23 protein-coding genes are annotated in these 22,794 nt (G+C 32.5%); 10 read left to right on the top strand and 13 right to left on the bottom strand.

The genetic code is table 11. The annotated features are described in order from the left end of the window. The first annotated feature begins 6 nt into the window (after positions 1–6). Positions 7–879, top strand: coding sequence for an LD-carboxypeptidase (locus tag HA145_RS02380; RefSeq protein ID WP_209127684.1), 873 nt, complete (start codon positions 7–9; stop codon positions 877–879). Here the strand turns inward: HA145_RS02380 and ispD are convergent. After that, entirely contained in the window at positions 876–1,547 is a 672-nt protein-coding gene (ispD, locus tag HA145_RS02375) for a 2-C-methyl-D-erythritol 4-phosphate cytidylyltransferase (RefSeq protein WP_209127683.1), read from the bottom strand. The two genes, HA145_RS02380 and ispD, sit on opposite strands and share 4 nt — an antisense overlap. Before the next feature lie 93 nt (positions 1,548–1,640). On the opposite strand from ispD, the gene fabG reads away from it, so the two are divergent. Beyond that, entirely contained in the window at positions 1,641–2,390 is a 750-nt protein-coding gene (fabG, locus tag HA145_RS02370; protein ID WP_209127682.1) for a 3-oxoacyl-[acyl-carrier-protein] reductase, read from the top strand. On the opposite strand, the gene HA145_RS02365 is transcribed toward fabG, so the two are convergent. Beyond that, positions 2,391–2,570 carry a hypothetical protein gene (locus HA145_RS02365; protein WP_209127681.1) on the bottom strand — a complete coding sequence of 60 codons (180 nt, stop codon included), beginning with the start codon at positions 2,568–2,570 and terminating at the stop codon, positions 2,391–2,393. It abuts the gene before it with no gap. 131 nt (positions 2,571–2,701) lie between these two features. Between HA145_RS02365 and groL the strand changes: the two genes are divergently transcribed. Next, positions 2,702–4,447: a chaperonin GroEL gene (groL, locus tag HA145_RS02360; protein ID WP_209127680.1), complete on the top strand. Its 1,746-nt coding sequence runs from the start codon at positions 2,702–2,704 to the stop codon at positions 4,445–4,447. Between the two features lie 3 nt (positions 4,448–4,450). On the opposite strand, the gene HA145_RS02355 is transcribed toward groL, so the two are convergent. The 5 genes from HA145_RS02355 to HA145_RS02335 all read right to left on the bottom strand — a co-directional run bounded on the left by HA145_RS02355 (position 4,451) and on the right by HA145_RS02335 (position 8,702). Next, positions 4,451–4,780, bottom strand: a complete 330-nt coding sequence (locus HA145_RS02355) for a hypothetical protein (RefSeq protein WP_245151763.1) — start codon at positions 4,778–4,780, stop codon at positions 4,451–4,453. Between the two features lie 68 nt (positions 4,781–4,848). Next, positions 4,849–5,673 carry an ABC transporter permease gene (locus HA145_RS02350; protein ID WP_032524162.1) on the bottom strand — a complete coding sequence of 275 codons (825 nt, stop codon included), beginning with the start codon at positions 5,671–5,673 and terminating at the stop codon, positions 4,849–4,851. A gap of 48 nt (positions 5,674–5,721) precedes the next feature. Further along, positions 5,722–6,738: an ABC transporter ATP-binding protein gene (locus tag HA145_RS02345; protein ID WP_209127679.1), complete on the bottom strand. Its 1,017-nt coding sequence runs from the start codon at positions 6,736–6,738 to the stop codon at positions 5,722–5,724. 39 nt (positions 6,739–6,777) lie between these two features. After that, on the bottom strand, positions 6,778–7,779 hold the full coding sequence (locus HA145_RS02340; protein ID WP_209127678.1) for a heme o synthase: 1,002 nt from the start codon (positions 7,777–7,779) through the stop codon (positions 6,778–6,780). Then, complete coding sequence (locus HA145_RS02335; RefSeq protein WP_209127677.1) at positions 7,776–8,702, bottom strand: COX15/CtaA family protein; 927 nt, start codon at positions 8,700–8,702, stop codon at positions 7,776–7,778. The genes HA145_RS02340 and HA145_RS02335 overlap by 4 nt, the downstream gene beginning before the upstream one ends. A 264-nt stretch (positions 8,703–8,966) precedes the next feature. On the opposite strand from HA145_RS02335, the gene coxB reads away from it, so the two are divergent. The 4 genes from coxB to HA145_RS02315 all read left to right on the top strand — a co-directional run bounded on the left by coxB (position 8,967) and on the right by HA145_RS02315 (position 12,452). Next, on the top strand, positions 8,967–9,770 hold the full coding sequence (gene coxB, locus HA145_RS02330) for a cytochrome c oxidase subunit II (protein WP_209127676.1): 804 nt from the start codon (positions 8,967–8,969) through the stop codon (positions 9,768–9,770). Next, entirely contained in the window at positions 9,767–11,392 is a 1,626-nt protein-coding gene (gene ctaD, locus HA145_RS02325) for a cytochrome c oxidase subunit I (protein WP_209127675.1), read from the top strand. The genes coxB and ctaD overlap by 4 nt, the downstream gene beginning before the upstream one ends. 6 nt (positions 11,393–11,398) lie before the next feature. After that, positions 11,399–12,001 carry a cytochrome c oxidase subunit 3 gene (locus tag HA145_RS02320; protein ID WP_209127674.1) on the top strand — a complete coding sequence of 201 codons (603 nt, stop codon included), beginning with the start codon at positions 11,399–11,401 and terminating at the stop codon, positions 11,999–12,001. A 97-nt stretch (positions 12,002–12,098) separates the two neighbouring features. Beyond that, positions 12,099–12,452: an AbrB family transcriptional regulator gene (locus tag HA145_RS02315; protein WP_025955288.1), complete on the top strand. Its 354-nt coding sequence runs from the start codon at positions 12,099–12,101 to the stop codon at positions 12,450–12,452. A 10-nt stretch (positions 12,453–12,462) separates the two neighbouring features. Here HA145_RS02315 and HA145_RS02310 read toward each other — a convergent pair whose 3' ends face one another. Continuing rightward, positions 12,463–13,116, bottom strand: a complete 654-nt coding sequence (locus tag HA145_RS02310) for a riboflavin synthase (protein WP_209127673.1) — start codon at positions 13,114–13,116, stop codon at positions 12,463–12,465. A gap of 112 nt (positions 13,117–13,228) precedes the next feature. Here HA145_RS02310 and HA145_RS02305 point away from each other — a divergent pair, with 112 nt between their 5' ends. Next, a complete protein-coding gene (locus tag HA145_RS02305; protein WP_209127672.1) occupies positions 13,229–14,371 on the top strand; it encodes an aldo/keto reductase in 1,143 nt (380 codons plus the stop codon). Here HA145_RS02305 and HA145_RS02300 read toward each other — a convergent pair. Genes HA145_RS02300 through topA form a run of 5 tightly spaced genes read right to left on the bottom strand, consistent with a single transcriptional unit; the run spans position 14,360 to position 20,395 of the window. Then, complete coding sequence (locus tag HA145_RS02300) at positions 14,360–15,358, bottom strand: hypothetical protein (RefSeq protein ID WP_209127671.1); 999 nt, start codon at positions 15,356–15,358, stop codon at positions 14,360–14,362. The genes HA145_RS02305 and HA145_RS02300 overlap by 12 nt on opposite strands. Further along, positions 15,359–16,516 carry a nicotinate-nucleotide--dimethylbenzimidazole phosphoribosyltransferase gene (locus tag HA145_RS02295; protein ID WP_209128291.1) on the bottom strand — a complete coding sequence of 386 codons (1,158 nt, stop codon included), beginning with the start codon at positions 16,514–16,516 and terminating at the stop codon, positions 15,359–15,361. Between the two features lie 11 nt (positions 16,517–16,527). Further along, the gene (locus HA145_RS02290; RefSeq protein WP_209127670.1) at positions 16,528–17,166 is read right to left on the bottom strand and encodes a DUF2232 domain-containing protein; all 639 of its coding nucleotides are present in this window, start codon (positions 17,164–17,166) and stop codon (positions 16,528–16,530) included. A gap of 20 nt (positions 17,167–17,186) precedes the next feature. After that, positions 17,187–17,780 carry a hypothetical protein gene (locus HA145_RS02285; RefSeq protein ID WP_209127669.1) on the bottom strand — a complete coding sequence of 198 codons (594 nt, stop codon included), beginning with the start codon at positions 17,778–17,780 and terminating at the stop codon, positions 17,187–17,189. An 8-nt stretch (positions 17,781–17,788) separates the two neighbouring features. Further along, a complete protein-coding gene (gene topA, locus HA145_RS02280) occupies positions 17,789–20,395 on the bottom strand; it encodes a type I DNA topoisomerase (protein WP_209127668.1) in 2,607 nt (868 codons plus the stop codon). A 175-nt stretch (positions 20,396–20,570) separates the two neighbouring features. On the opposite strand from topA, the gene HA145_RS02275 reads away from it, so the two are divergent. Further along, positions 20,571–22,091 carry an NAD(P)H-quinone oxidoreductase subunit N gene (locus HA145_RS02275; RefSeq protein ID WP_209127667.1) on the top strand — a complete coding sequence of 507 codons (1,521 nt, stop codon included), beginning with the start codon at positions 20,571–20,573 and terminating at the stop codon, positions 22,089–22,091. A 16-nt stretch (positions 22,092–22,107) separates the two neighbouring features. Beyond that, positions 22,108–22,794, top strand: coding sequence for an ABC transporter ATP-binding protein (locus HA145_RS02270; protein WP_209127666.1), 687 nt, complete (start codon positions 22,108–22,110; stop codon positions 22,792–22,794).

Genomic DNA, 22,794 nt, shown 5'->3' with positions numbered 1-22,794 from the left:
CTAAATATGGTTTTTAGATTAAAAAAAGGGGATCTAATAGATATTTTAGCTCCAAGCTCCTTTATTGATGAAGACGAAAATTTTCAAAAAGGTATAGAAATCTTAAAAAAATGGGGCTTGGAAATTAATGAAAATAATTCTCTATCAAAAAAATTTGGTTATTTTGCAGGTGATGATTTAACTAGATTTGAAGAACTGGAAAAAGCACAAAATAGTAAGCTAATCATTTTTGCAAAAGGAGGCTGGGGTTCAGCAAGACTTTTAGAAAAAGAACCTTCTTGGCAGCATGGTTTAATGCTTGGCTTCTCAGATACATGTTCTCTATTACTATCTAAATATTCTCAAGGATTTATAGGTTCTATTCATGGCCCAATGGTTACTGGCCTTTTTAAAGAGCCAGAGTGGAGTCTTGAGAGATTAAGAAATTTACTTTTTGAGGGATATGTTGAGGACATAAGAGGAATTCCTTTAAGAGATGGAAAAGCTAAAGGAGAAATTATCGTTTCTAACTTAACTATTGCTACTTTTTTAATTGGTACTAATCACTTTCCAGATTGCAAAGGGAAAATAATAATTTTTGAAGATATTAATGAAGATATTTATAAAATTGATCGCATGTTGACTTACCTCAGAATGACTAAAACACTTACTGAAATTGCTGGTATTGGATTTGGAAGTTTTTCTAATGATTCCTGCGACCTTGAATGGAAAGATTTACTAAAAAACTGCATTATTGAAAGACTCCAAGAGTTTGATTTTCCTATTCTTTTTGACCTCCCAATAGGCCACATATCGGGAAATGCTTGCATTCCTTTAGGATACGAAGCTACCTTAAATGGTGATGATGGCATTCTTAGTATCGATACATCTTTTAACTAAGGGTTATTCACAAAAAGTTTTGCAATTTTCAAATCTATAGGAGATGTAATTTTTATATTTGAATAAGTTCCTTCAATAATCTTCACTTTCCAATTAAGCATTTCGAATAGTGAGGCATCATCTGTGACTTTCCAGTTTTTATCAATTGCCATCATATGAGCTTTTTTTAATCTATCTACTAAAAAGCCCTGAGGAGTTTGCGCTGCCCATAAATAATTTCTATCTGGTGTTTCTTTAATAAAACCTTCATTATCAACAATCTTTATTGTGTCAGTTACCTTAGTAGCCAAAATAACAGCTTCATTTTCATCTAGTTGCCTAGCACATTGGTCTATTAATTCAGGATTAATTAGACATCTAGCACCATCATGTATTAAAACTTTTTCAGCATCTTTTGGCAGCGCGTTTAAACCATTAAAAACTGATTGTTGTCTTGTGTCTCCACCATTAATCCAATGCACTTTATTAGCAAAATTCTTTGCTGAATTTAATAATAATTCTTTATCTTTTGGTTGCCCAATTATTCCAACCCAGTTTATAGAGCTTGCAGAAAATACAGATTTAAGTGTCCAATAAATCAAAGACTCTCCCTCTAAATCAATAAGTAATTTATTTTTTCCAGCTTTCATTCTGCTACCACTGCCTGCAGCTGGTATTAAAAAGTGCACGATAAAAGGTCTTAATATTTTCTAGACAATTATAAATAAAAGCTATATCTTTACACAAATAGTACTACGATTGAAGATTATAAAAATCGCACAATGTCAAATACAGATTCATTATCAGGCAAAGTCGCTTTAATCACTGGAGCTAGCAGAGGAATTGGTAAAGAAATTGCTTTAGAACTAAGCCGCTTAGGAGCAGAAGTTTTTATTAATTACTCTTCATCAGATGAAAAAGCTGAAGAAGTAGTAAGTTCAATAAAAAATTCAGGAGGTAAAGCTCATAAATTAAAATTTGATGTTTCAAAAGAGGATTCTGTGAGTTCAGCTTTTGAAGAAATTATAAAAATCAATGGCACCATTGATATCCTCATTAACAATGCTGGTATTACTAGAGACGGACTATTGATGAGAATGAAATCGGAACAATGGGATGACGTATTAAATACAAACTTAAAAGGAGTTTTTCTTTGTACAAAATATGCTTCAAAATTTATGATGAAAAAAAGAAGTGGTAGCATCGTAAATATTTCATCTGTTGTTGGATTAATTGGTAATCCCGGCCAAGCAAATTATTCTGCAGCCAAAGCTGGAGTTATTGGATTCACCAAAACTTGCGCTAAAGAATTTGCTTCAAGAGGTATAAACGTAAATGCAATAGCTCCAGGCTTTATAGAAACAGAGATGACTGAAAAACTTAATACTGAAGATATTCTTAAAGTTATTCCTTTACGGAAATTAGGAAGTTGTTCTCAAATTGCAAACTTAGTATCCTTTTTAGTTTCAAGTAACGCTGGAAGTTACATTACAGGACAAACAATTAGTATAGATGGGGGTATGAGTATTTAATTAAGTACTTTCGTAAGGTTGGCCCAATTCATCTCTTAAACTTCTAATTTTTTTTAAAAGTTTTAGTCTTCGACTTCTAGCAGTTAAAGTCAAGAAAAATCTTAGAGGGAAGTAAATTAGTGTCATTGCAATCGCTAGGATTGCGGTAAGAGTAAAAATAAGATTATTAGTTTCATCCATATATTAAAGATACTCTTATTTGAATAAATTTGTATGTCTCATTAAAAGAAATTCGGCTTTCCCCACTTAATTAAATATCCCTTAAAAATGATTCTGTGGGAGATTAGAATAAGATAAAAGACTGAATAAACATGGCAAAACAGTTAAGTTTTTCTAATGAATCAAGAGAAGAGCTAGAAAAAGGTGTAAATTTCGTAGCTAATGCAGTAAAGGTTACTATTGGGCCGAAAGCAAAAAACGTAGTAATAGAGAGAAAATTCGGTTCACCAGATATAGTAAGAGATGGATCCACTGTTGCTAAAGAGATTGAGATTGAAAACCCTATTTCTAATTTAGGTGCGAAATTAATAGAACAAGTTGCATCTAAGACAAAAGAGAGTGCTGGTGATGGAACTACAACAGCTACTATTTTGGCTCAAAAGATGGTTCAGGAGGGATTAAAAAATATTGCTTCTGGTGCCAGTCCCATGGAGTTAAAAAAAGGTATGGAGGTAGGCCTAGCTTTTGTTTTAGAAAAATTAAGTTCCAAAAGTATTTCATTAAGTGGTTCTGATATCCAAAAAGTTGCAACAGTTAGTGCTGGAGGGGATGAAGAAATTGGATCTATAATTTCAAAGGCCATGGATATTGTTACCTCTGATGGTGTAATAACTGTTGAAGAATCTCAATCACTAGATACAGAATTAGATATAACAGAAGGAATGTCTTTTGATAGAGGCTATAGTTCTCCATATTTCGTAACAGACCAAGAAAGACAAGTTTGTGAACTTGAAAACCCTAAAATATTAATAACTGATCAAAAAATCTCAACTTTAGTTGATCTGGTTCCCATACTTGAAGAAATTCAGAAATCAGGCTCACCTTTTTTAATTCTTGCTGAAGATATCGAAGGAGAGGCTTTAACCACACTAGTTTTGAATAAGAATAGTGGAGTGTTAAATGTAGCTTCAGTAAGAGCTCCGTTATTTGGTGAAAGAAGAAAAGCTGCCCTTGAGGATATTGCAATACTTACAGGAGCTAAGTTAATTAGTGAAGATAAATCGATGACACTTGATAAAGTATCGATTAATGATTTAGGTAAAGCAAAAAAAATAACTATCACGAAGGACAAAACTACAATAGTTGCCTTCGAAGACACTAAGGATTTAGTTAAAGCGCGAGTAGAAAAATTAAAGAGAGAAGTTGAAATAACAGACTCAGAGTATGATCAGGACAAAATCAATGAAAGGATAGCAAAACTAGCTGGAGGAGTAGCACTTATCAAAGTTGGGGCTGCAACAGAAACAGAGATGAAGTTCAAAAAGTTAAGAATCGAAGATTCCCTTAATGCTACGAAAGCTGCTATTGAGGAGGGTGTAGTTTCTGGAGGTGGACAAACTTTAATTGAAATATCAGATAACCTTTTAAATTTAAGTCAAACATCTTCCGATGATTTAAGAACAGGGATAAATATATTAAAAGAAGCCCTTTTGGAACCTACTAAACAAATAGCAAAAAATGCTGGGTTTAATGGTGATGTAGTTGTCGCTGAAATTAAAAGACTTAACAAAGGCTTCAATGCTAATTCAGGAAAATATGAGGATTTAAAGGATTCAGGAATATTAGATCCAACCAAAGTAATAAGATTAGCTCTTCAAGATTCAGTATCTATTGCAGCTATGCTCCTCACAACAGAAGTTGCGATGGCTGACATTCCAGAGCCTGAAGCCGCAGCCCCAGGAGGACCAGGTGGAGATCCAATGGGAGGCATGGGAGGTATGGGCATGCCAGGTATGGGAGGTATGGGCATGCCAGGTATGGGCGGCATGGGTATGCCAGGTATGGGAGGTATGGGTATGCCAGGTATGGGCGGCATGGGTATGCCAGGTATGATGTAAAAACTAACTAGCTTTTTTATCTTTATTAATCCATTTTCTTAAATTTTTAATATTAGGTAGTGGTAATTTTGGGGTTTTAATATATTGATGTATTTGATTAGACTCTAGTTTAGTATTGAAGACTTGATTTTTGTTAGAAATTTTTAAGTAATTTGATTCACAATTTGTTTCTTCTAAATTTTCTAAAGTTTTAAAAGATTCAAGACTAATTTGTTCTTGATTTTCTTCTTCAAACTTATATTCCCTTAGAACTGGGGTATGGATTAATAAATCATTTAACGAATCAATCCCAAATCTATGAACCCACTTAAGGACAATATTTTCTTTAAGCAAAATGTTTTTTTGCTGAAGAGGCTTTTTTAAAAACTTCTATTAGATGATTTTTTAAAAGCATAAATTTATTAATTTAACTTTCTATTTAACAGTGGCCTTATGATAATCAAGGAAAAAACTGTTAATGAAAATAAAATTGATATACAACTCTTACAAGTTAAATCACCATATGGGGCATGTAACGCTACTAATTCTAAATTCATAGTTTCTGTATAAGCAGTCCTAATTGGTTCAATCGCAAAAGTTAATGGATTTAATGAGGCTAACCAACCAAGCCAATTTGGCATGAAAGAGATTGGAGCTAGAGCAGTGCTTGCGAAAAGAAGAGGTAAGTTTATCACAAATATAAGAGCGATTAATTCAATATGTCCGGGCAAGACAAACGCTAAACATAAACTTATTGATGTCACAAAAAGAACCAATAGAATTAGTGTTGTAAAAACAATTCCTAAACCATATAAGTTAGGCCATCCATAACCTAAAATGTATGAAACAACCATAATTACAATACTCTGAACAAAGCTTAGGATTGTTATATAAATAAAAGAAGATAAAACTATGGATAATCTGCTAGTTAAAGGAGCCACAAGTAATCTATTAAGAAATCCAAACTCTCTATCAAACATTAAAGGAAGACCAGAGTTTAAGGCTCCACTAAAAGCAGTAAAAACAATAAGTCCCGCCCCTAAAAAGTTCCCATAAGAATCAACTCCTGGTAAAAAACCTTCAGGAGCTTTAGAGAATAGAGCCCCAAATAAAAAAAGCCAAATTATGGGTTGTAATATTCCTGCTAAAAGAGTTGATGGTCTTCTTTTTAATTGAATAAATAACCTCTTTGTTAAGGCGAATGTTTCTTGATATAAAAAAAATAAATTATACTGTTGTAATTCCATAATTAGCAGTATTTAGTTTTCATTATAGTTAGTTAACCAAAAGTTTTTTTATCGCATTGATTGCTTTGATTCTTTTTTAAGGTCTCTTTTCCCTGCCATAGAAATTTCGGCATCCAATAATGTTTTCCCAGTTGCCTGAAGATATACATCATCTAAGCTTGGTTGACTTTGGGTTAGAGAAAAAATTTCAAACTTTGAGAAGGCCAATTCCACTTTGAGTTTCGTAAGTAAATCTTTTTCCTTATCTGCCACAAAATTTATCGAGAAACCTTGAGCTTCATTTATGATAATCTGACTAATTCCATCTATTGAAGATAAAATTTGACATATATTTTTTGCTTCTTCCTGATTACTAAATTCTCTTACTTTCAAAGTTACTCTATCACCTCCTAATTTATTTTTGAGCTCTGCAGGAGTCCCTTGTGCTATGACTCTTCCATCATCAATTATCACTAATCTGTCTGCCAATTTATCTATTTCATCAAGATAGTGACTGCTTAAAATAATAGTCATTCCATTATTTCTCAAATCTTTCAAAAGTTGCCATATAATATTTCTGCTTTCAATATCTAAACCAACTGTAGGTTCATCCAATATTAATACTTTCGGCAAATGTAAAAGTCCAGCTGCAAGATCTATTCTTCTTTTCATTCCCCCTGAATAAGTTCCACACTTACGATCAATCCAATCATTCATTTCTAATTGATCTATTAATTTCTTTATCCTTTCAAATTTTTTGTTTTTGTTGATGTGATATAAATCTGATTGAAAATCCAAAAGCTCTCGTCCAGTTAATATTTTATCAAGTGCAATATCCTGGGCAACATAACCAATTAATTCTCTAATGTTCCTTGAATTTTTTATCAGATTAATATTATTAATAAAAACTTCTCCACTATCAGGCTCTATTAAAGTAGCGAGTATTTTTATTAGTGTTGATTTGCCAGCACCATTTGGACCTAGTATTCCGAATAATGTGCCGGCTTCAATTTCCATCGATAAATTTTTTAATGCCTTGATATCTGAATAAGATTTTGAGAGCCCTTTAACTTTTATATAATTCATCAAACTTACTATTTACTTATATAACATTTTACATCTAATTTAATTACTAAGAAGAGACACTATAGAGAAAAATATTTGAAGTGATTGCTGCTCAAATTCTACGGATAGCTGGGTTCTGGAAATTAATAACAAAAGACAAATACCAAACATATATAGAATAGACCACCTAAAAAGAGACTTTGCTCTTGAAAGATCATCAGGAGATTTCTTTAATTCATTTATTAATTGCAAAAGTCTTCCATTAAATGGCAATAACATAATTCCGTATAAGAGACCCCCTTCAGGTAAAGCAAAAACCCCCATAATACTCATTAAAACTGTTGCCCATCCATAACGAGAAATTGCTTTAGCAGTAAAAACAGATCCCTTAACAGAAGGGAGCATAGGAATACCAACAGATGCGTAATCGTCCTTCAATAAAATTGCAAGTGCCCAAAAATGAGCTGGAGTCCATAACATAACTAAACCAAACAACCACCAACCACTAAGACCTACATGCCCTGTGGCGGCCGATGCACCAACTAAAGGTGGTATCGCGCCAGCAACTCCTCCGAAAACAATATTTTTGGTTGTACGAGGTTTCAAAATAACTGTATATAAAATTACATAGCTAAATAAACCAAGAAGAGTTAATCCCGCAGCCAAATAATTTACACCACTTACTAAAAGCATCGAAGCTGCCAAAGTACATGATACGGCAGCTAAAAATACAGTCTCAGATGACAATTTTCCTGCTGGCAAGGCTCTTTTGCTAGTTCTTGTCATCCTTTTATCTAATTCCATTTCCCACAAGCAATTAAGAGCTCCTGCTGCTGCTGCTGCCAAAGCGCCGCCTCCTAAAGTGCAGATAAGCTTTGGTGAAGACAAAGGCCATTCGTCTGTTAAAGCCATTCCTCCTAAAGTTGTCGCCAGTAAAAGTGGGATTAATCTAGGTTTTGCCACCTCAAGCCAAGGTGGCAAAGTTAATCTTTTTCTTGAAGGCACAACTTCATCCCTAGTTGGAGATTTATAGTTAAAGTTTTCTAAGTTACTACTGTTCATGAATTGATACCAACCATTTGAGAATTAAGGGAGTGGTCTAGGTCTTTTTTGGGAAAAGGATTTCTAAAAATTAATGTTGTTAATATCGCAATAAATAATGAGGCGTTAAGTTGATGACCGATAATAAAAATAGGTTCATTCAAATTTGTTTTAAGACTTAAAACACCCAAACCAATTTGGGAAAACAATAGAAGAATAAGTGCTGAGAGATATTTCCAATTTTCATTAAGCAAATTTCTCTTATAAATTGCTATAGCAATAATCAATAGAATTGAAAAAGCAATTGGAAAAGCAAATAATTTATGAGTATTTAGAATAAGACATTGTTTATTAAAAGATAAGCAAATATGTGCTGACCAAGTTGATGAAAGCCTTACTCCAATAAAAGATTGAATCAGAGTAAGTAAAAGAGGAAAAAACAATAATAATCTCCACCAAATTAATGGCTCTTCTATATCGTCATTTTCTAAATTTTGATTTATTGAAATTGTTGTGATTAGAAGTAGAAAAGCTATTAAAAGATGGCCAGTAACAGTATATGAATCAAGCAGGTTTATTACAGTTAAGGCTCCAAAAGATCCTTGGACAATAACGAGAAAAAGTAATAATGAATAAGTTTTAGGTAACCAATTTGGAATTTCATTTTTCCAAATTATTGAAAGTGCAAATTTAAAAAGAATTAATATTCCAACCAGAAAAGCATCTAAACGATGAAACCACTCAAGAAATACTCTTAGGTTCATATGATTAAAAGGCAAAAAGGATCCATAACATAATGGCCAATCTGGACAGGCAAGTCCCGCCTCCATAACTCTCGTAGCACCTCCAATTACTATTAGTGCGATAAGTGCAAGTACACTATGACTCCCCAAAGTTTTAAAAATTGTCAGATATTTTGATTTATATAATTGGTTATTGATCAAATGGATAAAACCTATATATTCTGCATAATAAATTAGATTCAAAAACCAAACATTAATTAAAAATTAATATGTTTAATTTAAAAAATAATTCATATAAATAATCTTTTTTCCCTGACAATTAGCTCATAAAAGTTATTAATAATACGCCTTTTATTTCATAAATCTTAAGAAGTTGTGAATTTAAATAATTTTCTTTTAACAAAGGATGCAGAATTAAAAAAATTGAATATCTTGAGGTTATAAATACAAATTTTCAGAGGTCAATTGTTAAATAAAAACATTTATTTAATACTTACTATTTCCCTCGTTTTTGCTATATCTTTTTGGATTGGTTTTAATGTAAATTTGCTCCCAGCGGAAGCAAGTATTAATGCACCAATTTACGATGAACTTTTTAAAATTCTTTTCATCATTGGATTAATAATTTTTATAGGAATGACCATAGCAGTTATTTATAGCTTATTTAAGTTTAGGAAAAAAAGTGATCAGATAGGCGATGGAATAGCTTTAGAGGGGAATTTAAGCTTAGAAATTGTATGGACAATTATTCCTTCAATAATTGTTTTATTAATAGGTTTATATAGCTACAACATCTACGATCGAATGGGAGGGATGAAAGAACTAAATCATAACCATGAGATGATGAGTTCTAACACTGAAAAAATATGGGCTGGAATAAGTCAAACTTCTGATAATGAAATAGCAATAAATAATTTATCAATTGAAGTTTCAGCTATGCAATTTGCATTTCTATTCAATTATCCCAAGGGCAATTTCATATCAGGAGAACTACACGTTCCTGTTGATCAAAAAGTATCAATGAAGATGGAATCCAAAGATGTGATTCATGCTTTTTGGGTACCAGAGTTCAGAATTAAACAGGATATTATTCCTGGACAACCCACTATTCTAAATTTCACTCCTACAAAAGTAGGCAAATATCCGATAATTTGCGCAGAATTATGTGGCCCATATCATGGAGGTATGAGAGCCTCCATAATCGTTGAAGAAGAATCTGATTACAAAGAATGGTTTAACAAAAATAAAAAACCAGAGGTGAATTTATGACAATATCAATTGATCCACAAAAAACTAATAATGAAAGTCTTCAACCTAAAGGCTGGCTAAGATACTTTAGTTTTAGCCTTGATCATAAAGTAATTGGAATACAATACTTAGTTTGCGGTTTTCTTTTCTACTTAATAGGCGGAACCTTAGCGAGCGCTATAAGAATTGAACTAGCCAGTCCAATGTCTGATTTTATGCCAAGAGATGTTTATAACCAAGTCTTAACTTTGCACGGAACAATAATGATATTCCTTTGGATAGTGCCTGTAGTTAACGGTGCTTTTGGAAATTACTTAATTCCATTTTATGTAGGAGCTAGAGATATGGCATTCCCAAGATTAAATGCCGTAGCTTTTTGGTTAATTCCTCCTTCAGGTTTGATGCTGGTAGCAAGCTATTTTGTTGAGGGTGCTGCTCAGGCTGGATGGACGGCTTATCCACCTTTGAGCATAACTACTCCTCAATCGGGACAAATTATTTGGATTCTGAGCGTTCTTTTACTTGGAGGCAGTTCTATATTTGGTGGAATAAACTTTATCGCGACCATTATCAAATTAAGAAGGCCAGGATTAAAACTTATGCAATTGCCAATGTATTGTTGGGCAATGCTTGGGACAAGTCTATTAGTTGTTTTGTCAACTCCTGTTTTAGCAGGCACTTTGATTCTACTTAGCTTCGATATCATCGCTAAAACAGGTTTTTTCAATCCTGTTTTAGGTGGCAATGTCGTCGTATATCAGCATTTATTTTGGTTTTATTCTCATCCCGCTGTATACATTATGGTCCTTCCTGCCTTTGGTTTAGTTAGTGAAATACTTCCTGTACATGCTAGAAAACCACTTTTTGGATATACAACAATGGTTTTTTCAATAATGGGGATTGTAGTTTTAGGTTTAGTTGTTTGGGCGCATCACATGTTTACGAGTGGAACACCTCCTTGGATGAGATTGTTCTTTACTATTGCCACAGCATTTATTGCTGTTCCAACAGGTATAAAATTTTTCAATTGGGTTGCAACATTATGGGGAGGTAAAATTTCCATTAATAGTGCAATGTTATTCTCTTGCGGATTTATTATAAATTTTGTTTTTGGAGGTATCACAGGTGTTGCTTTGGCACAGGTACCTTTCGATATTCACGTACATGATACCTATTTCGTTGTGGCCCATTTTCATTACATAGTTTATGGAGGGACTGTTTTTATTATTTTCTCGTCAATTTATCATTGGTTCCCCAAAGTGACTGGAAAAATGTTCAATGAAAAATTAGGAATTTTACATTTTATCATTACCTTTATTGGATTTAACTTGTGCTTTGCTCCTCAGCATTGGCTTGGTTTAAATGGAATGCCAAGAAGAGTTGCAGAATATGATCCTCAATTCCAGTTCGTTAATCAAATTAGTAGCCTTGGGGCTCTTTTGATGGCTATAAGTACAATTCCTTTTTTAATTAATGTATTCCTTAGTGTGAGAAATGGGAAAGATGCTGGAGATAACCCTTGGAATGCTCTTACACCTGAATGGTTAACATCTTCTCCACCTCCAGTTGAAAATTGGGAAGGAGAAGCTCCATTAGTTGAAGAACCTTATGGTTATGGTAAAGAAATTTCTAAACAAAAATAAAAAAATATGACAACTCTAGATAGCTCAAAAGAAATTCAAAAAAATAAATCTGAAGTTAATGAAACACATGAAGACTTCAGAATGTTTGGGCTTATAACTTTCCTAATTGCGGACGGGATGACTTTTGCTGGATTCTTTGCTGCTTATTTAACTTATAAAGCAGTAAATCCATTACCTGATGGTGCTATTTATGAATTAGAACTACCAATACCTACACTCAATACAATTTTGTTACTTGTTAGTAGTGCAACTTTCCATAAAGCAGGCAAAGCACTATTAAAAGATAAAAAATCTGATTCCCAAAAATGGTTATTTTTTACTGCTTTTCTTGGAATTATATTTTTAATATGTCAATTATTTGAATATTTTCATTTACCTTTTGGATTAACCGATAATTTATTTGCAAGTACTTTTTATGCTCTTACTGGTTTTCATGGATTACATGTCACTTTAGGCACTCTAATGATTTTAATTATTGCTTGGCAATCTAGAATCAATGGCGGAAGATTAACTAGTCAAAATATGTTCCCATTGGAAGCTGTTGAATTGTACTGGCATTTTGTAGATGGAATATGGGTTATTTTATTTATTATCTTGTATCTTTTATAAAAAACTAAATTTAAACAATTAAATATATTTTTTATTAATTTATATTGCCACAGTTCTACTTTTTAGTAAGAATATATAGTTAGAAATTTGTCAGATAATGCTAGAAGGAAAAGAACTTCTTGAAAAAGCAAAATTATTAAGTAAAAAATCTGAAGATGAGATAGCAAAAGGTTGTGGGTACGTAGGTCCCAGCGGAAGAATATTAAGAAAAAGTTTTTATAGGGCTCTCATCGAAGCTAAGGGTTACAAAATAGGAAATGGTCGTCAGGGGAAGAATGGTAATAGAGCTTCAAGAGGCAGACAGACAGAATTCAAAACTAAAGTTCATGGCAATGGGAACCTATTAATTGGTCATGCTTACACAAAAAAATTAGGTCTTGAACCTGGTCAGGAATTTAAAATCGATCTTAAAAAAGAGTCAAAAACAATTTATCTGATTCCATTAAATTAAAAAATATATTTTACCAACCATTTTCTTTAAGCCACTCCGAAGAAATATAATTAGAAGATAAATCTTGATTACTATTTTTATTAAATAAAAGTAATTTCTCTACATATTTAATTAGTGCATCTGCCTCAAGATTTACGCTATCACCAATATTTAATTTATTTAAATTTGTATTATGCCAAGTATGAGGAATTATCGCGATAGTGAATATTTCTCCTGCCTGCTCATATTTTGCAATTGTAAGACTTATACCATTTACACAAATACTGCCTTTATTAACTACATATTTCGAAAAATTATTATTTTTCCACTTTATAGATAAAAGCCAGGATTTCTCAAGTTTTTCTATATTCTCAACTGTTCCTAGGCCATCAACATGTCCACTGACTATATGCCCTCCTAGACGGTCAGACACCCTAAGAGCGGGCTCTAAATTAACAATCTGATTAAGGTTCGACTTGACTCCTAAAGTTGTTTTTTTTAATGTTTCCTCACTTACATCAACAGTAAATTTATTTTGAAAAATCTCTTTAACTGTCAAACAAATTCCATCAACAGCTATGCTGTCACCTATTGCCATATCAAATAAATTATCTAGAATTTCAATTTCTAAAATATTTTTTTCTTGTTTTAGTTTTCCAATTGATTGAATTATTCCTGTGAACATAGATTTAAGAAAAATATTTTTGCAAAAATTTGTATTTACTTTAATTTACTTTAAATCATTTTCAACTATAAATAAATTAAAGATTAAATAAAAAGAAATTGATCAATCTTAGATGATTATTAATTCACAAAAAAGATCATTTGGTAGAGGGGCGAAAGTGAGCTTATTCACTTTAGGGACAATGCGAGCAACTGAAAGTCTCGAAAAAATGTATAACATAATAAAAAATGCATATTATGTTGGAATTAACCACATAGAAACAGCACCTTCTTATGGTGATGCTGAATCACTTATTGGACATTCAATAAAAAAACTAGCAATAGAAGAGAATATAAAAGAAAAAAATTGGGTGATTACTTCCAAAGTCTTACCAAAGGGTGATTTTGACTTTTTAAAAAATAATTTTAAAAAGTCTCTTAAAAATTTAAATCGCGAGAAAATCAATAATCTTGCAATTCACGGACTCAACTTAAAACAACATCTAGATTGGGTTCTGGCTGGGGAGGGTAAGAAATTCATATCATGGATACTTGAGAAGGAGCTAGTTGATCAAGTTGGTTTTAGTTCACACGGAAGTTATTCACTAATTAAAGAAGCAATAAACTGTGAAGTTTTTAGTTTTTGTAGCCTACATTTACATTATTTAGATCAATCTAAAATTACTTTGGCAGAGGAAGCTATAAAAAAAGGTATGGGAGTATTAGCAATATCGCCTGCTGATAAAGGCGGTAGATTATATTCTCCAAGTGATATTTTGTTAAAGGCCTCAAAGCCTTTTCATCCATTAGAATTAGCGTATCGATTTCTCTTAGCAAAAGGCATTACGACTTTATCCTTAGGGGCGACAAGCAAAAAAGATTTTGAATATGCTCATAAACTTAGAAACTCCTTCGAGAAGCTTACAAAAATTGAAAAAAAGGCCCTGAATAAAATTGAGAAAGTTGCTAATGAAAGATTAAACTCAACCAAATGTGAACAATGCAGATGTTGTCTACCATGCCCAAATGAAATACCTATTCCAGAAATACTTCGTTTAAGGAATATATCTATTGGTTATGGCCAATTAGAATTTTCAAAAGAAAGATACAATTTAATAGGAAAAGCTGGCCACTGGTGGGAAGAAAAAAATTCTTCATTTTGTCAAGAATGCAACGAATGCGTCCCTAAATGTCCTAGTAAATTAGACATACCAAATTTATTAAACCAAACCCATAACTTACTAATTGAAACTCCGAAAAAAAGATTATGGGGTTAAAGACTCATTCCAGAAATTTTCAAGATTAATTTTTTGTTCATTTGTTAGGACAGGAAAAGACCAGCTATTTTCCCAACATTTCTCAGAAGGTCCTGATATGGGGAACATCTCAGATTTATATTTACTTTGTAAATAATCACTATTGAATGGTAGATACCAACCATGGCTTACTAATTTATCTATTATTGATTTGTTTTCTAAAGATTTAATCCATTTAATTAATATCGGATTATTAAGATTTGAACGACTAAGTAGAAAATGCCACATCAAAGGTACGCCTTGGCTTGGGAAAACTAAAGAAAGCCTTGGATCTATTTTTAAATATTTTGAGCAGAGACTATAAGGAACTATTGCGACACAAGCATCAGAATTAATCAACCAATTGAGCGTATTTTTATCATCAAATAACATTGCTTGGCTTTTGAGTTTTTTTAAAGAACTAGATGAATTAATCTTTTGAGCAATTGACAATATTATTCTGGGACTTTGTGGAAAAATAATTTTCCCAGTTAATTTTTTAGAAAGAAGAAAATCCCAAGAAGTTCTGGCTGAATTTATTAATTCTTTATTATTTTTAAGGATAATTGTATAAGGTACTACGCCAATAGGGAATAATTTACTTCTCCGATTTTGATTAAAACTACCCAAAAAATCTATCGATCTCTTATCCAAATTTTCTATCAATGAATATTCATTTATTTTTTCAAATTCTGCAAAATCTATACTAGTTATCCATCCATCGTTTATTAGAGTAAAGTCAGAATTGAAAATTGTGTTTCTATTTTTTTGTAACTGGATACTTTCAAAATTAATTTTTTCCTGCTTCCAATCTTTTGGAATAGTATCTTTAAAAGATTCTGGATAAAAAGAATTTTGAAGTGCAATTTTTACCTTATTAGGAGAATTACTGCAAGAGTTTAAGAGAAATAAAAAGGAAAGCTTACCACAATTTAAAAATTCTCTCCTGGTTGAAAATTTTGAAAACATTCAGCAATCCTTCTCTAAAGAAATTTGACCTAGGCCCTTCATCATTTCCAGATTTTGTTGACACAATGAAACTATTTCTTCATTTTTAAATCCATATAAGAAAGCAAGCAATGATATTCCACCAGCACCTACACCTTCTTTTACATGACCTAATTCATAATCCTTCAATTCTTTGTATATTGAAGATTTAAAATTTAATGGACTTGCTAAACCTAATAATTTGACATCAAATTTTTCATTAATTAGATTTAACAAATCATCTAGAGAATTTTCTTTCACGAGCCACCCAGTTGTCACAATAAAAACATCTTCAATAAAGTCATCTTGATTTTTCACATCTAAGAATTCTAATACAAGACAAATGATCGCTAACATTTGACTTCCGCCAGACAATATGACAGGTTGTTTTGCTAACCTGGCACCAATTAATAAACCCATCGAGAAAGCTTGGAAAGGATCACCTACTGCCGCGACAACATCAAAAGAGTCAAAATCAGTCTTGAGACTTGCATTTAAAAGGCCTTTTTGAACTACTTTTCTTTTTAGTTCTCTTGGAGCTTTAAATAAACTACTCCCTACTAAATTAGACACCCGCAAACCAAAAGCTTCCATTACTGCCTGAGCAGTTGTGGTGCCCCCTGGTACAGATTCAGAAATTAAGATGGGTCGTTTTGAAGATTGTCCAATCGCGAGACCTTTCTCATAGAGATTTATAACTCTTTCTTTGGACATAGATTTACCAGAAGTTAGACAATTTGATGGACCCAAATCTTTATCTTCTACAACCAAATGATTAAAATAAGGCTCGACTCCTATTCCCAATGGAACAATGACTGGATAAATATTTATAAGCTTTGAACAAACATGACTTATTAGGGCCGGAGTTACTCCTGCATTGAGGAGAGGCAATTTATATTTATGATCTTTTGAAGCACCCTTAAGCAAAAATTCGGCATCTGCTAGAGCAGTTTTTCTTCTTGATTTTGCATTAATACCTGCAGCGGAAATTCCAGGAATTTGAGATGTATTAGTGCCTGCAATTATAAGAAATATTTTGAAATTATTTATATTCTTTTTCAGTATTTCTAACTTATTAAGTTGATTTTTTTTATTGGATTCATTACCAAAAAAATTTATCCCTAATTCTGTACTGTACATTCTTACTTTTTTCAATTTTTAAAATCAACTAAGCTATTTAATAATCTTGGTGGATCTGGGATATTTAATTTAAATCTAGGAAACAGAGAATAAGCAACTACATGTACAGTTAAAACATAAACTATTTCTTGAAAAATTATTAATAAAATTGCACCTAATTGGATACTCACAATTGAGGGAGATAGAGGTAAATTAAAAAATCCAATGAACTTTTCTATTAGACCATAACTGGCTCTAGTAATTAAAACCCAAAGATTATCTCCAACCAAAGTAGATAATGCTACTACTCGTAGTAAGAAGCCAAGGGTTCCAATAACAATTCCAACAGTTAAACTAAGTTTCCAACTCTTTTCTTTAAACCAACACCAACCTAACCAAAACGACAAGATTCCATAAGGAAATAAAAATAAAGTTCCTCTAACAGGACCCATAATTATGAATAAAAGAAGAAATTGTATTAAGAGTCCTTCCAATGCAATTTTAGTTCCTCTTCTTAATTGCAGTAAGATCATTGGGAGAGGCAAAATCAACCTTAATAAAGCTCCCCCAATGGGCAAATAATATAGTGCAACCCATAACAAAGACGACAGAGATGCTAAATATGATGTCTCGACAATATTTAATGCTTCAGTTTTTGTTGTTATTTTCATTTTTTGTTGAATATTTTTAATTAATTTTTATTCATACTTTTATTTTTTGAATCTAAGATACGTTCAATCTTTTCTATCTCAAAATTTACCTCAGATTTACTTAATATGGAGCTTAACTCTTCGGTGGGATCTTTTGGATCTACATCTTTTAGAATTAATATTATTTTGTAAGATGGAAGCTCAATTTTTCTTTTTTCTGAAAGATTCTTAATTTTTTTATTTTTTTGTCTTTGTATCTTTTCTAAATTTATATCTTTTTTATTTTCTGGAACATTTTTTGAATTTTCTACTTTTTTAATTTTTTTATTTTTTTTATCATCTATTTCTTTGTTTTCTTTTACTAAATCTATATCTTTTTTATTTTCTGGAACATTTTTTGAATTTTCTATTTTTTTAATTTTTTTATTTTTTTTATCATCTATTTCTTTGTTTTCTTTTACTAAATCTATATCTTTTTTATTTTCTAAATTATTATTTTGTAGATCTTCATTTTGGCTTGTTCTTTCTAAATCATTGAAACTACTCTCAAGAAAATTACCAATCCTTCCTCCAGTGCATGATTGCAAGAAAATTAAAAAAATTAATAAAAAAAATTCTTTTTTTTTAAAAATCATATTTTTTTCTAACTTTTCTTTTTACTTGTAGTTTTTTTATTACTTATTTTTGTTTTTTTTAAAATAGAGCCATTTTTATTTTTTAGTTTTTCTTCTAAAAGAGATATGGCATCATCTATAGTAAATTTTTCTAAGTCAGTATCTTTAGCAATCGAAACATTAGTTTTGCCACATTTTAAATAGACCCCATATCTTCCATTTAAAATTTGGATTTTTTCTTTAAATTCTTTTGGTTTCCCAAAGTCTTTAATTACCTCTTGACCGCCTCTACCCATTTTTGGCATCGCAAGAATTTCTAGTGCTCGTTTTATATCAACTGTAAAAACATCATCCTCTTTCTTTAATGATCTGTTTTCAGATTCATTTTCATTTTTAATCCATTTAATATAAGGTCCAAATCTTCCTCTATCAGCCTCAATAACACCTCCTTCAGGATGAACCCCTAATAATCTAGGCAAACTTAAAAGTACAAGAGCCTCATCTAAAGTTAGATCATCAGTTTTCAACTCTTTGGGTAATGAAGCTCTTCTTGGTTTAGCTTTATCTTGATCATTATTTCCCAATTGTACGTAAGGTCCATAAGGGCCAAATCTTAAAAAGACTTTTTCCCCAGTTTTTGGATCAGTTCCAAGATCTGATGGGCCACTTAAAATTTGATCAACTTGCTTTATATCCAAATCTCCCGGAGTTATATCCATTGGAAGATTACCTTTAGCCTGAATCTCATTACCAGATTCATCAATTTTTGTACCCTCTAGCCAAGGTCCGTTTGAACCTATTCTGACTACGCAAGGAAGGTCTTCGAAATCAACTTGTCTATAAGCTTTACCATCAATATCACCCTCTGTTTTCTGAACTTTTACCTCAAGACCATTTTTACCTTTATAGAAAGTCTCGAGGTATGGCAGCCACTCAAGATTGCCTGAAGATATTTCATCCAATGAAGACTCCATTTTTGCAGTAAAAGTAGTATCAACAAGATCAGGAAAATGTTCTTCTAATAAAGCGGTAACAGCAAAAGCTGTAAACGTCGGAGCCAAAGTATTTGAAGATATATTTGCATAACCTCTATCCACAATTGTCCCAATAATGCTTGCATAGGTAGATGGTCTTCCAATCCCTTCTTTTTCAAGAACTTTTACTAATGCAGCCTCTGTATATCTTGCCGGCGGTTTGGTTTCATGAAAAGTAGATTCCTTATTAGCAACTTTAAGACTTGTTCCAGTTATTAGGTTTGGGAGAATAATTTCTTGTTGTTCAAGTGATGAACTTGGGTCATCACTTCCCTCAACATAAGCTCTGAAGAATCCTGCGAAATCAATACTTTTCCCGCTCGATTTAAATAATCCATCCCCCACACTTATTTCAGCATTAATCATGGTTAGCCTAGCTTCCGCCATTTGACTAGCTACAGTTCTTTTCCAAATTAAATCGTAAAGAGATAAGTCTCTACCAGTCAGACTAGTTTCTTTTGGTGTTTTAAATACCTCACCTGCCGGCCTTATAGCTTCGTGAGCTTCTTGTGCATTTCTTGCATTCGAATTAAATTGTCTTGGTGAATTAGATAAATATTCTTTTCCATACATAGAACTAACACATTCTCTGGCAGCTCTTGTGGCTTGTTCGGAAAGATGAACTGAATCAGTCCTCATATATGTTATGAAACCTCTCTCATAAAGCCCTTGTGCACATCTCATGGTCTCCCTTGCAGATAAACGAAGCTTTCTATTTGCTTCTTGTTGCAATGTACTTGTCGTAAATGGAGGAACTGGCTTACGAGTGGATGGTTTTTTTTCGATTTTTGAGACTAACCAGTCCTCTGAGGAAAAAGTCTTTAATAAATCATTTGCTTTATCTTCTCCAATTATTAAAGATTTATTTCCTTGTTTTAATTTGCCCGTCTGTTCATCGAAATCGGAACCATTAGAAATTCTTTGACCCTTTAAACTAAATAATTTAGTTTCGAAAGTTATATTATCTTTTACTAAAGATGCTTTAATCCCCCAGTAACTAGCTTTTTTAAAGGATCTTCTTTCTCTCTCTCGTCTAACAAGAAGTCTTACAGAAACTGATTGAACCCGACCAGCAGATAATCTAGGGGCTACCTTCTTCCAAAGTAAAGGAGATAATTCATATCCAAAAAGCCTGTCCAAGATTCTTCTAGTTTCTTGAGCCTGAACAAGTTCCATATCAATTTCTCTTGTTTGATCTAATGCTTTATTAATTGCCTTTTTTGTAATTTCATGAAAAACCATTCTCTTAGTCGGTATTTTAGGCTTCAGTATTTGCAGAAGATGCCAGCTAATACTCTCTCCTTCTCTATCTTCATCAGTTGCCAGTAATAGTTGGCTAGCGCCTTTCAAAGCATCTTTCAGCTCTTTAACAACCTTTTTCTTATCTTTAGGAACTATGTAAAGCGGTTCAAAATCTTCCGTTGTATTTACTCCTATCCTTGACCATTTTTCCTTTTTAACTGCAGCAGGTATTTCAGCCGCTCCTTTTGGAAGATCTCTTACATGTCCCATTGAAGCAAGAACTTCATAATTAGAAGGCAAAAACTTTCTTATAGTTTTTGCTTTGGTGGGACTTTCAACAATAACAAGTGTGTGATCCAAGGTTTATTTCAAAAATTGGTGTTTTTGTTCAGTTAGGGCATATTATGATTATTTGAAACTTTTTCAAGTAATTTCTCTTGAAAATTTCAAAAATCATACCCACAAATTATAATCAAGTTAAGATTAACTCTTTGACCATTACAATCAATCATCTAATTTAATCCTATTTAATAAAGTGCCCAACGAAATCTTTACAATTAATTTAAATGCTCAAGCCATTATTCCAGAGGCTTTTATCTTAATAGGCATTGTTGGGACTCTTCTTGTAGATTTAGCAGGAGAAAAAACTGCATCAAAATGGGCACCAATAATATGCTACGTATCAATTGGAAGTTCTCTTTTAAGTTTAGCCTTGCAATGGACGAATCCAGTAAATAGCGCTTTTCTTGGTTCTTTTAATTCAGATAATTTAGCAATCGCATTTAGAGCAATAATAGCTCTGTCAACTCTAGTATCTTTACTCATCAGCTGGCGTTATACAGAGCAAAGTGGTAGCCCTATAGGGGAGTTCGCAGCGATAGTTCTTTCGGCAACTCTTGGAGCAATGCTTTTGTGTGGATCTACTGACCTTATTAGTGTATTTATCTCTCTTGAGACTTTATCTGTTGCAAGCTATTTACTTTCTGGTTATCTCAAGAGAGATCCAAGAAGTTCAGAAGCAGCTTTAAAATACTTGCTTGTTGGGTCAGCTGCTGCTGCAGTCTATCTGTATGGCTCCTCTTTTCTTTATGGATTAAGTGGTTCCACAAATTTAGTAACGATTGGTTTAGAGATTATAAACAAACCCTCCTTCATCACTTCTCTATCTCTTGTATTTGTCTTATCAACCGTTGCTTTTAAAATCGCTGCTGTTCCCTTTCATCAATGGACCCCTGATGTGTATGAAGGATCACCTACGCCTGTGGTTGCTTTTTTATCTGTTGGTTCAAAAACGGCAGGTTTTGCATTTGCGATAAGAATATTAAGTACTACTTTCTCTTCATTTGATGAGGAATGGAAACTTTTATTCACTATTTTGGCAATCTTGAGCATGGCTCTAGGAAATGTTGTAGCTCTAGCTCAAACCTCAATGAAAAGGATGCTTGCTTACAGTTCTATTGGACAAGCAGGATTTGTAATGATAGGAATAGTATCTGGCACACAAGATGGTTTATCAGCTGCTGTTTTATATTTGGCTGCGTATTTATTTATGAATTTGGGGGCATTTTCATGTGTAATACTTTTCTCACTAAGAACTGGTTCTGACAGAATTCTTGATTACTCTGGACTTTACCAAAAAGATCCTCTCATTACATTAGGATTAAGTCTTTGTCTTCTATCTCTTGGAGGTTTACCTCCAATGTTAGGATTTTTTGGAAAGATCTATTTGTTCTTTGCAGGTTGGGCAAATCATCAATATTTACTGGTAATCGTTGGATTAGTAACTTCAGTTATATCTATTTATTACTACATTTCAGTGATAAAAATGATGGTAGTTAAAGAACCACAGGAAGCTTCTGAAATAGTCAAATCATATCCTGAAATTAATTGGGGAATTATAGGATTACCTCCTTTAAGAATTGCACTTTATACTTGCGTGGCGGTAACTGCTCTTGGAGGAATCCTATCTAATCCTCTTTTTAAATTAGCTAATACAGCTGTTTCAGAAACTCCTTTCTTACAAGATATTATTGCTACAGCAAACAATATTTCCTAGAAAAATTTTTCAATAAATGCCTAAAAAAGTCGCAAGTTTAGAAAATATATCCAAAACATATGGGAAAGAAGATCTAACTGTTAAAGCCTTAGACAGCATAAACTTAGAAATTTATAAGGGTGATTATTTAGCTGTAATGGGAGCTAGTGGCTCAGGCAAAAGTACCGCTATGAATATTATTGGATGTCTAGATAGACCATCTGAAGGTGTTTATAAACTAAATGGTATCCCTGTTGAGAATTTATGTGACGACGAGCTAGCAGAAATACGTAATCAAAAATTAGGCTTCGTTTTTCAACAATTTCATCTTCTTTCAGATGCAACGGCACTTGAAAACGTAATTTTGCCGATGATTTATGCTGGTATTGAGCCTGAGCAAAGATTAGAACGAGGTAAGTATGCCTTAAAAAAAGTTGGCCTTTCAGAAAGAATGAATAATCGCCCAAACCAATTATCGGGAGGGCAGCAACAACGAGTTGCTATTGCAAGAGCTATTATTAATAATCCTGCAATATTATTAGCAGACGAACCTACTGGGGCATTAGATTCAAAAACAACTAAAGATGTATTAGATCTTTTTGACAAACTGCATGAGTCTGGAATAACTATAGTTTTAGTTACTCACGAAGATGAAGTTGCAAATCGCGCCAAAAAAATAGCCAAATTTAAGGATGGAAGAATAGTTGATTTAAAAGTTAATTAA

Source organism: Prochlorococcus marinus XMU1411 (assembly GCF_017696075.1).
Lineage (GTDB): Bacteria > Cyanobacteriota > Cyanobacteriia > PCC-6307 > Cyanobiaceae > Prochlorococcus_A > Prochlorococcus_A marinus_V.
Note: the sequence above shows the minus strand (reverse complement) of the source record. Positions and strands in the feature narration are given on the sequence as shown.

Excerpts from the sequence above, each read along its gene's own strand:
- HA145_RS02380 (WP_209127684.1), top strand. The coding sequence starts at position 7 with ATGGTTTTTAGATTAAAAAAAGGGGATCTAATAGATATTTTAGCTCCA.
- fabG (WP_209127682.1), top strand. The coding sequence starts at position 1,641 with ATGTCAAATACAGATTCATTATCAGGCAAAGTCGCTTTAATCACTGGA.
- HA145_RS02365 (WP_209127681.1), bottom strand. The coding sequence starts at position 2,570 with ATGGATGAAACTAATAATCTTATTTTTACTCTTACCGCAATCCTAGCG.
- groL (WP_209127680.1), top strand. The coding sequence starts at position 2,702 with ATGGCAAAACAGTTAAGTTTTTCTAATGAATCAAGAGAAGAGCTAGAA.
- HA145_RS02350 (WP_032524162.1), bottom strand. The coding sequence starts at position 5,673 with ATGGAATTACAACAGTATAATTTATTTTTTTTATATCAAGAAACATTC.
- HA145_RS02345 (WP_209127679.1), bottom strand. The coding sequence starts at position 6,738 with ATGAATTATATAAAAGTTAAAGGGCTCTCAAAATCTTATTCAGATATC.
- HA145_RS02340 (WP_209127678.1), bottom strand. The coding sequence starts at position 7,779 with ATGAACAGTAGTAACTTAGAAAACTTTAACTATAAATCTCCAACTAGG.
- ctaD (WP_209127675.1), top strand. The coding sequence starts at position 9,767 with ATGACAATATCAATTGATCCACAAAAAACTAATAATGAAAGTCTTCAA.
- HA145_RS02320 (WP_209127674.1), top strand. The coding sequence starts at position 11,399 with ATGACAACTCTAGATAGCTCAAAAGAAATTCAAAAAAATAAATCTGAA.
- HA145_RS02315 (WP_025955288.1), top strand. The coding sequence starts at position 12,099 with ATGCTAGAAGGAAAAGAACTTCTTGAAAAAGCAAAATTATTAAGTAAA.
- HA145_RS02310 (WP_209127673.1), bottom strand. The coding sequence starts at position 13,116 with ATGTTCACAGGAATAATTCAATCAATTGGAAAACTAAAACAAGAAAAA.
- HA145_RS02305 (WP_209127672.1), top strand. The coding sequence starts at position 13,229 with ATGATTATTAATTCACAAAAAAGATCATTTGGTAGAGGGGCGAAAGTG.
- HA145_RS02300 (WP_209127671.1), bottom strand. The coding sequence starts at position 15,358 with ATGTTTTCAAAATTTTCAACCAGGAGAGAATTTTTAAATTGTGGTAAG.
- HA145_RS02295 (WP_209128291.1), bottom strand. The coding sequence starts at position 16,516 with ATGTACAGTACAGAATTAGGGATAAATTTTTTTGGTAATGAATCCAAT.
- HA145_RS02290 (WP_209127670.1), bottom strand. The coding sequence starts at position 17,166 with ATGAAAATAACAACAAAAACTGAAGCATTAAATATTGTCGAGACATCA.
- HA145_RS02285 (WP_209127669.1), bottom strand. The coding sequence starts at position 17,780 with ATGATTTTTAAAAAAAAAGAATTTTTTTTATTAATTTTTTTAATTTTC.
- HA145_RS02270 (WP_209127666.1), top strand. The coding sequence starts at position 22,108 with ATGCCTAAAAAAGTCGCAAGTTTAGAAAATATATCCAAAACATATGGG.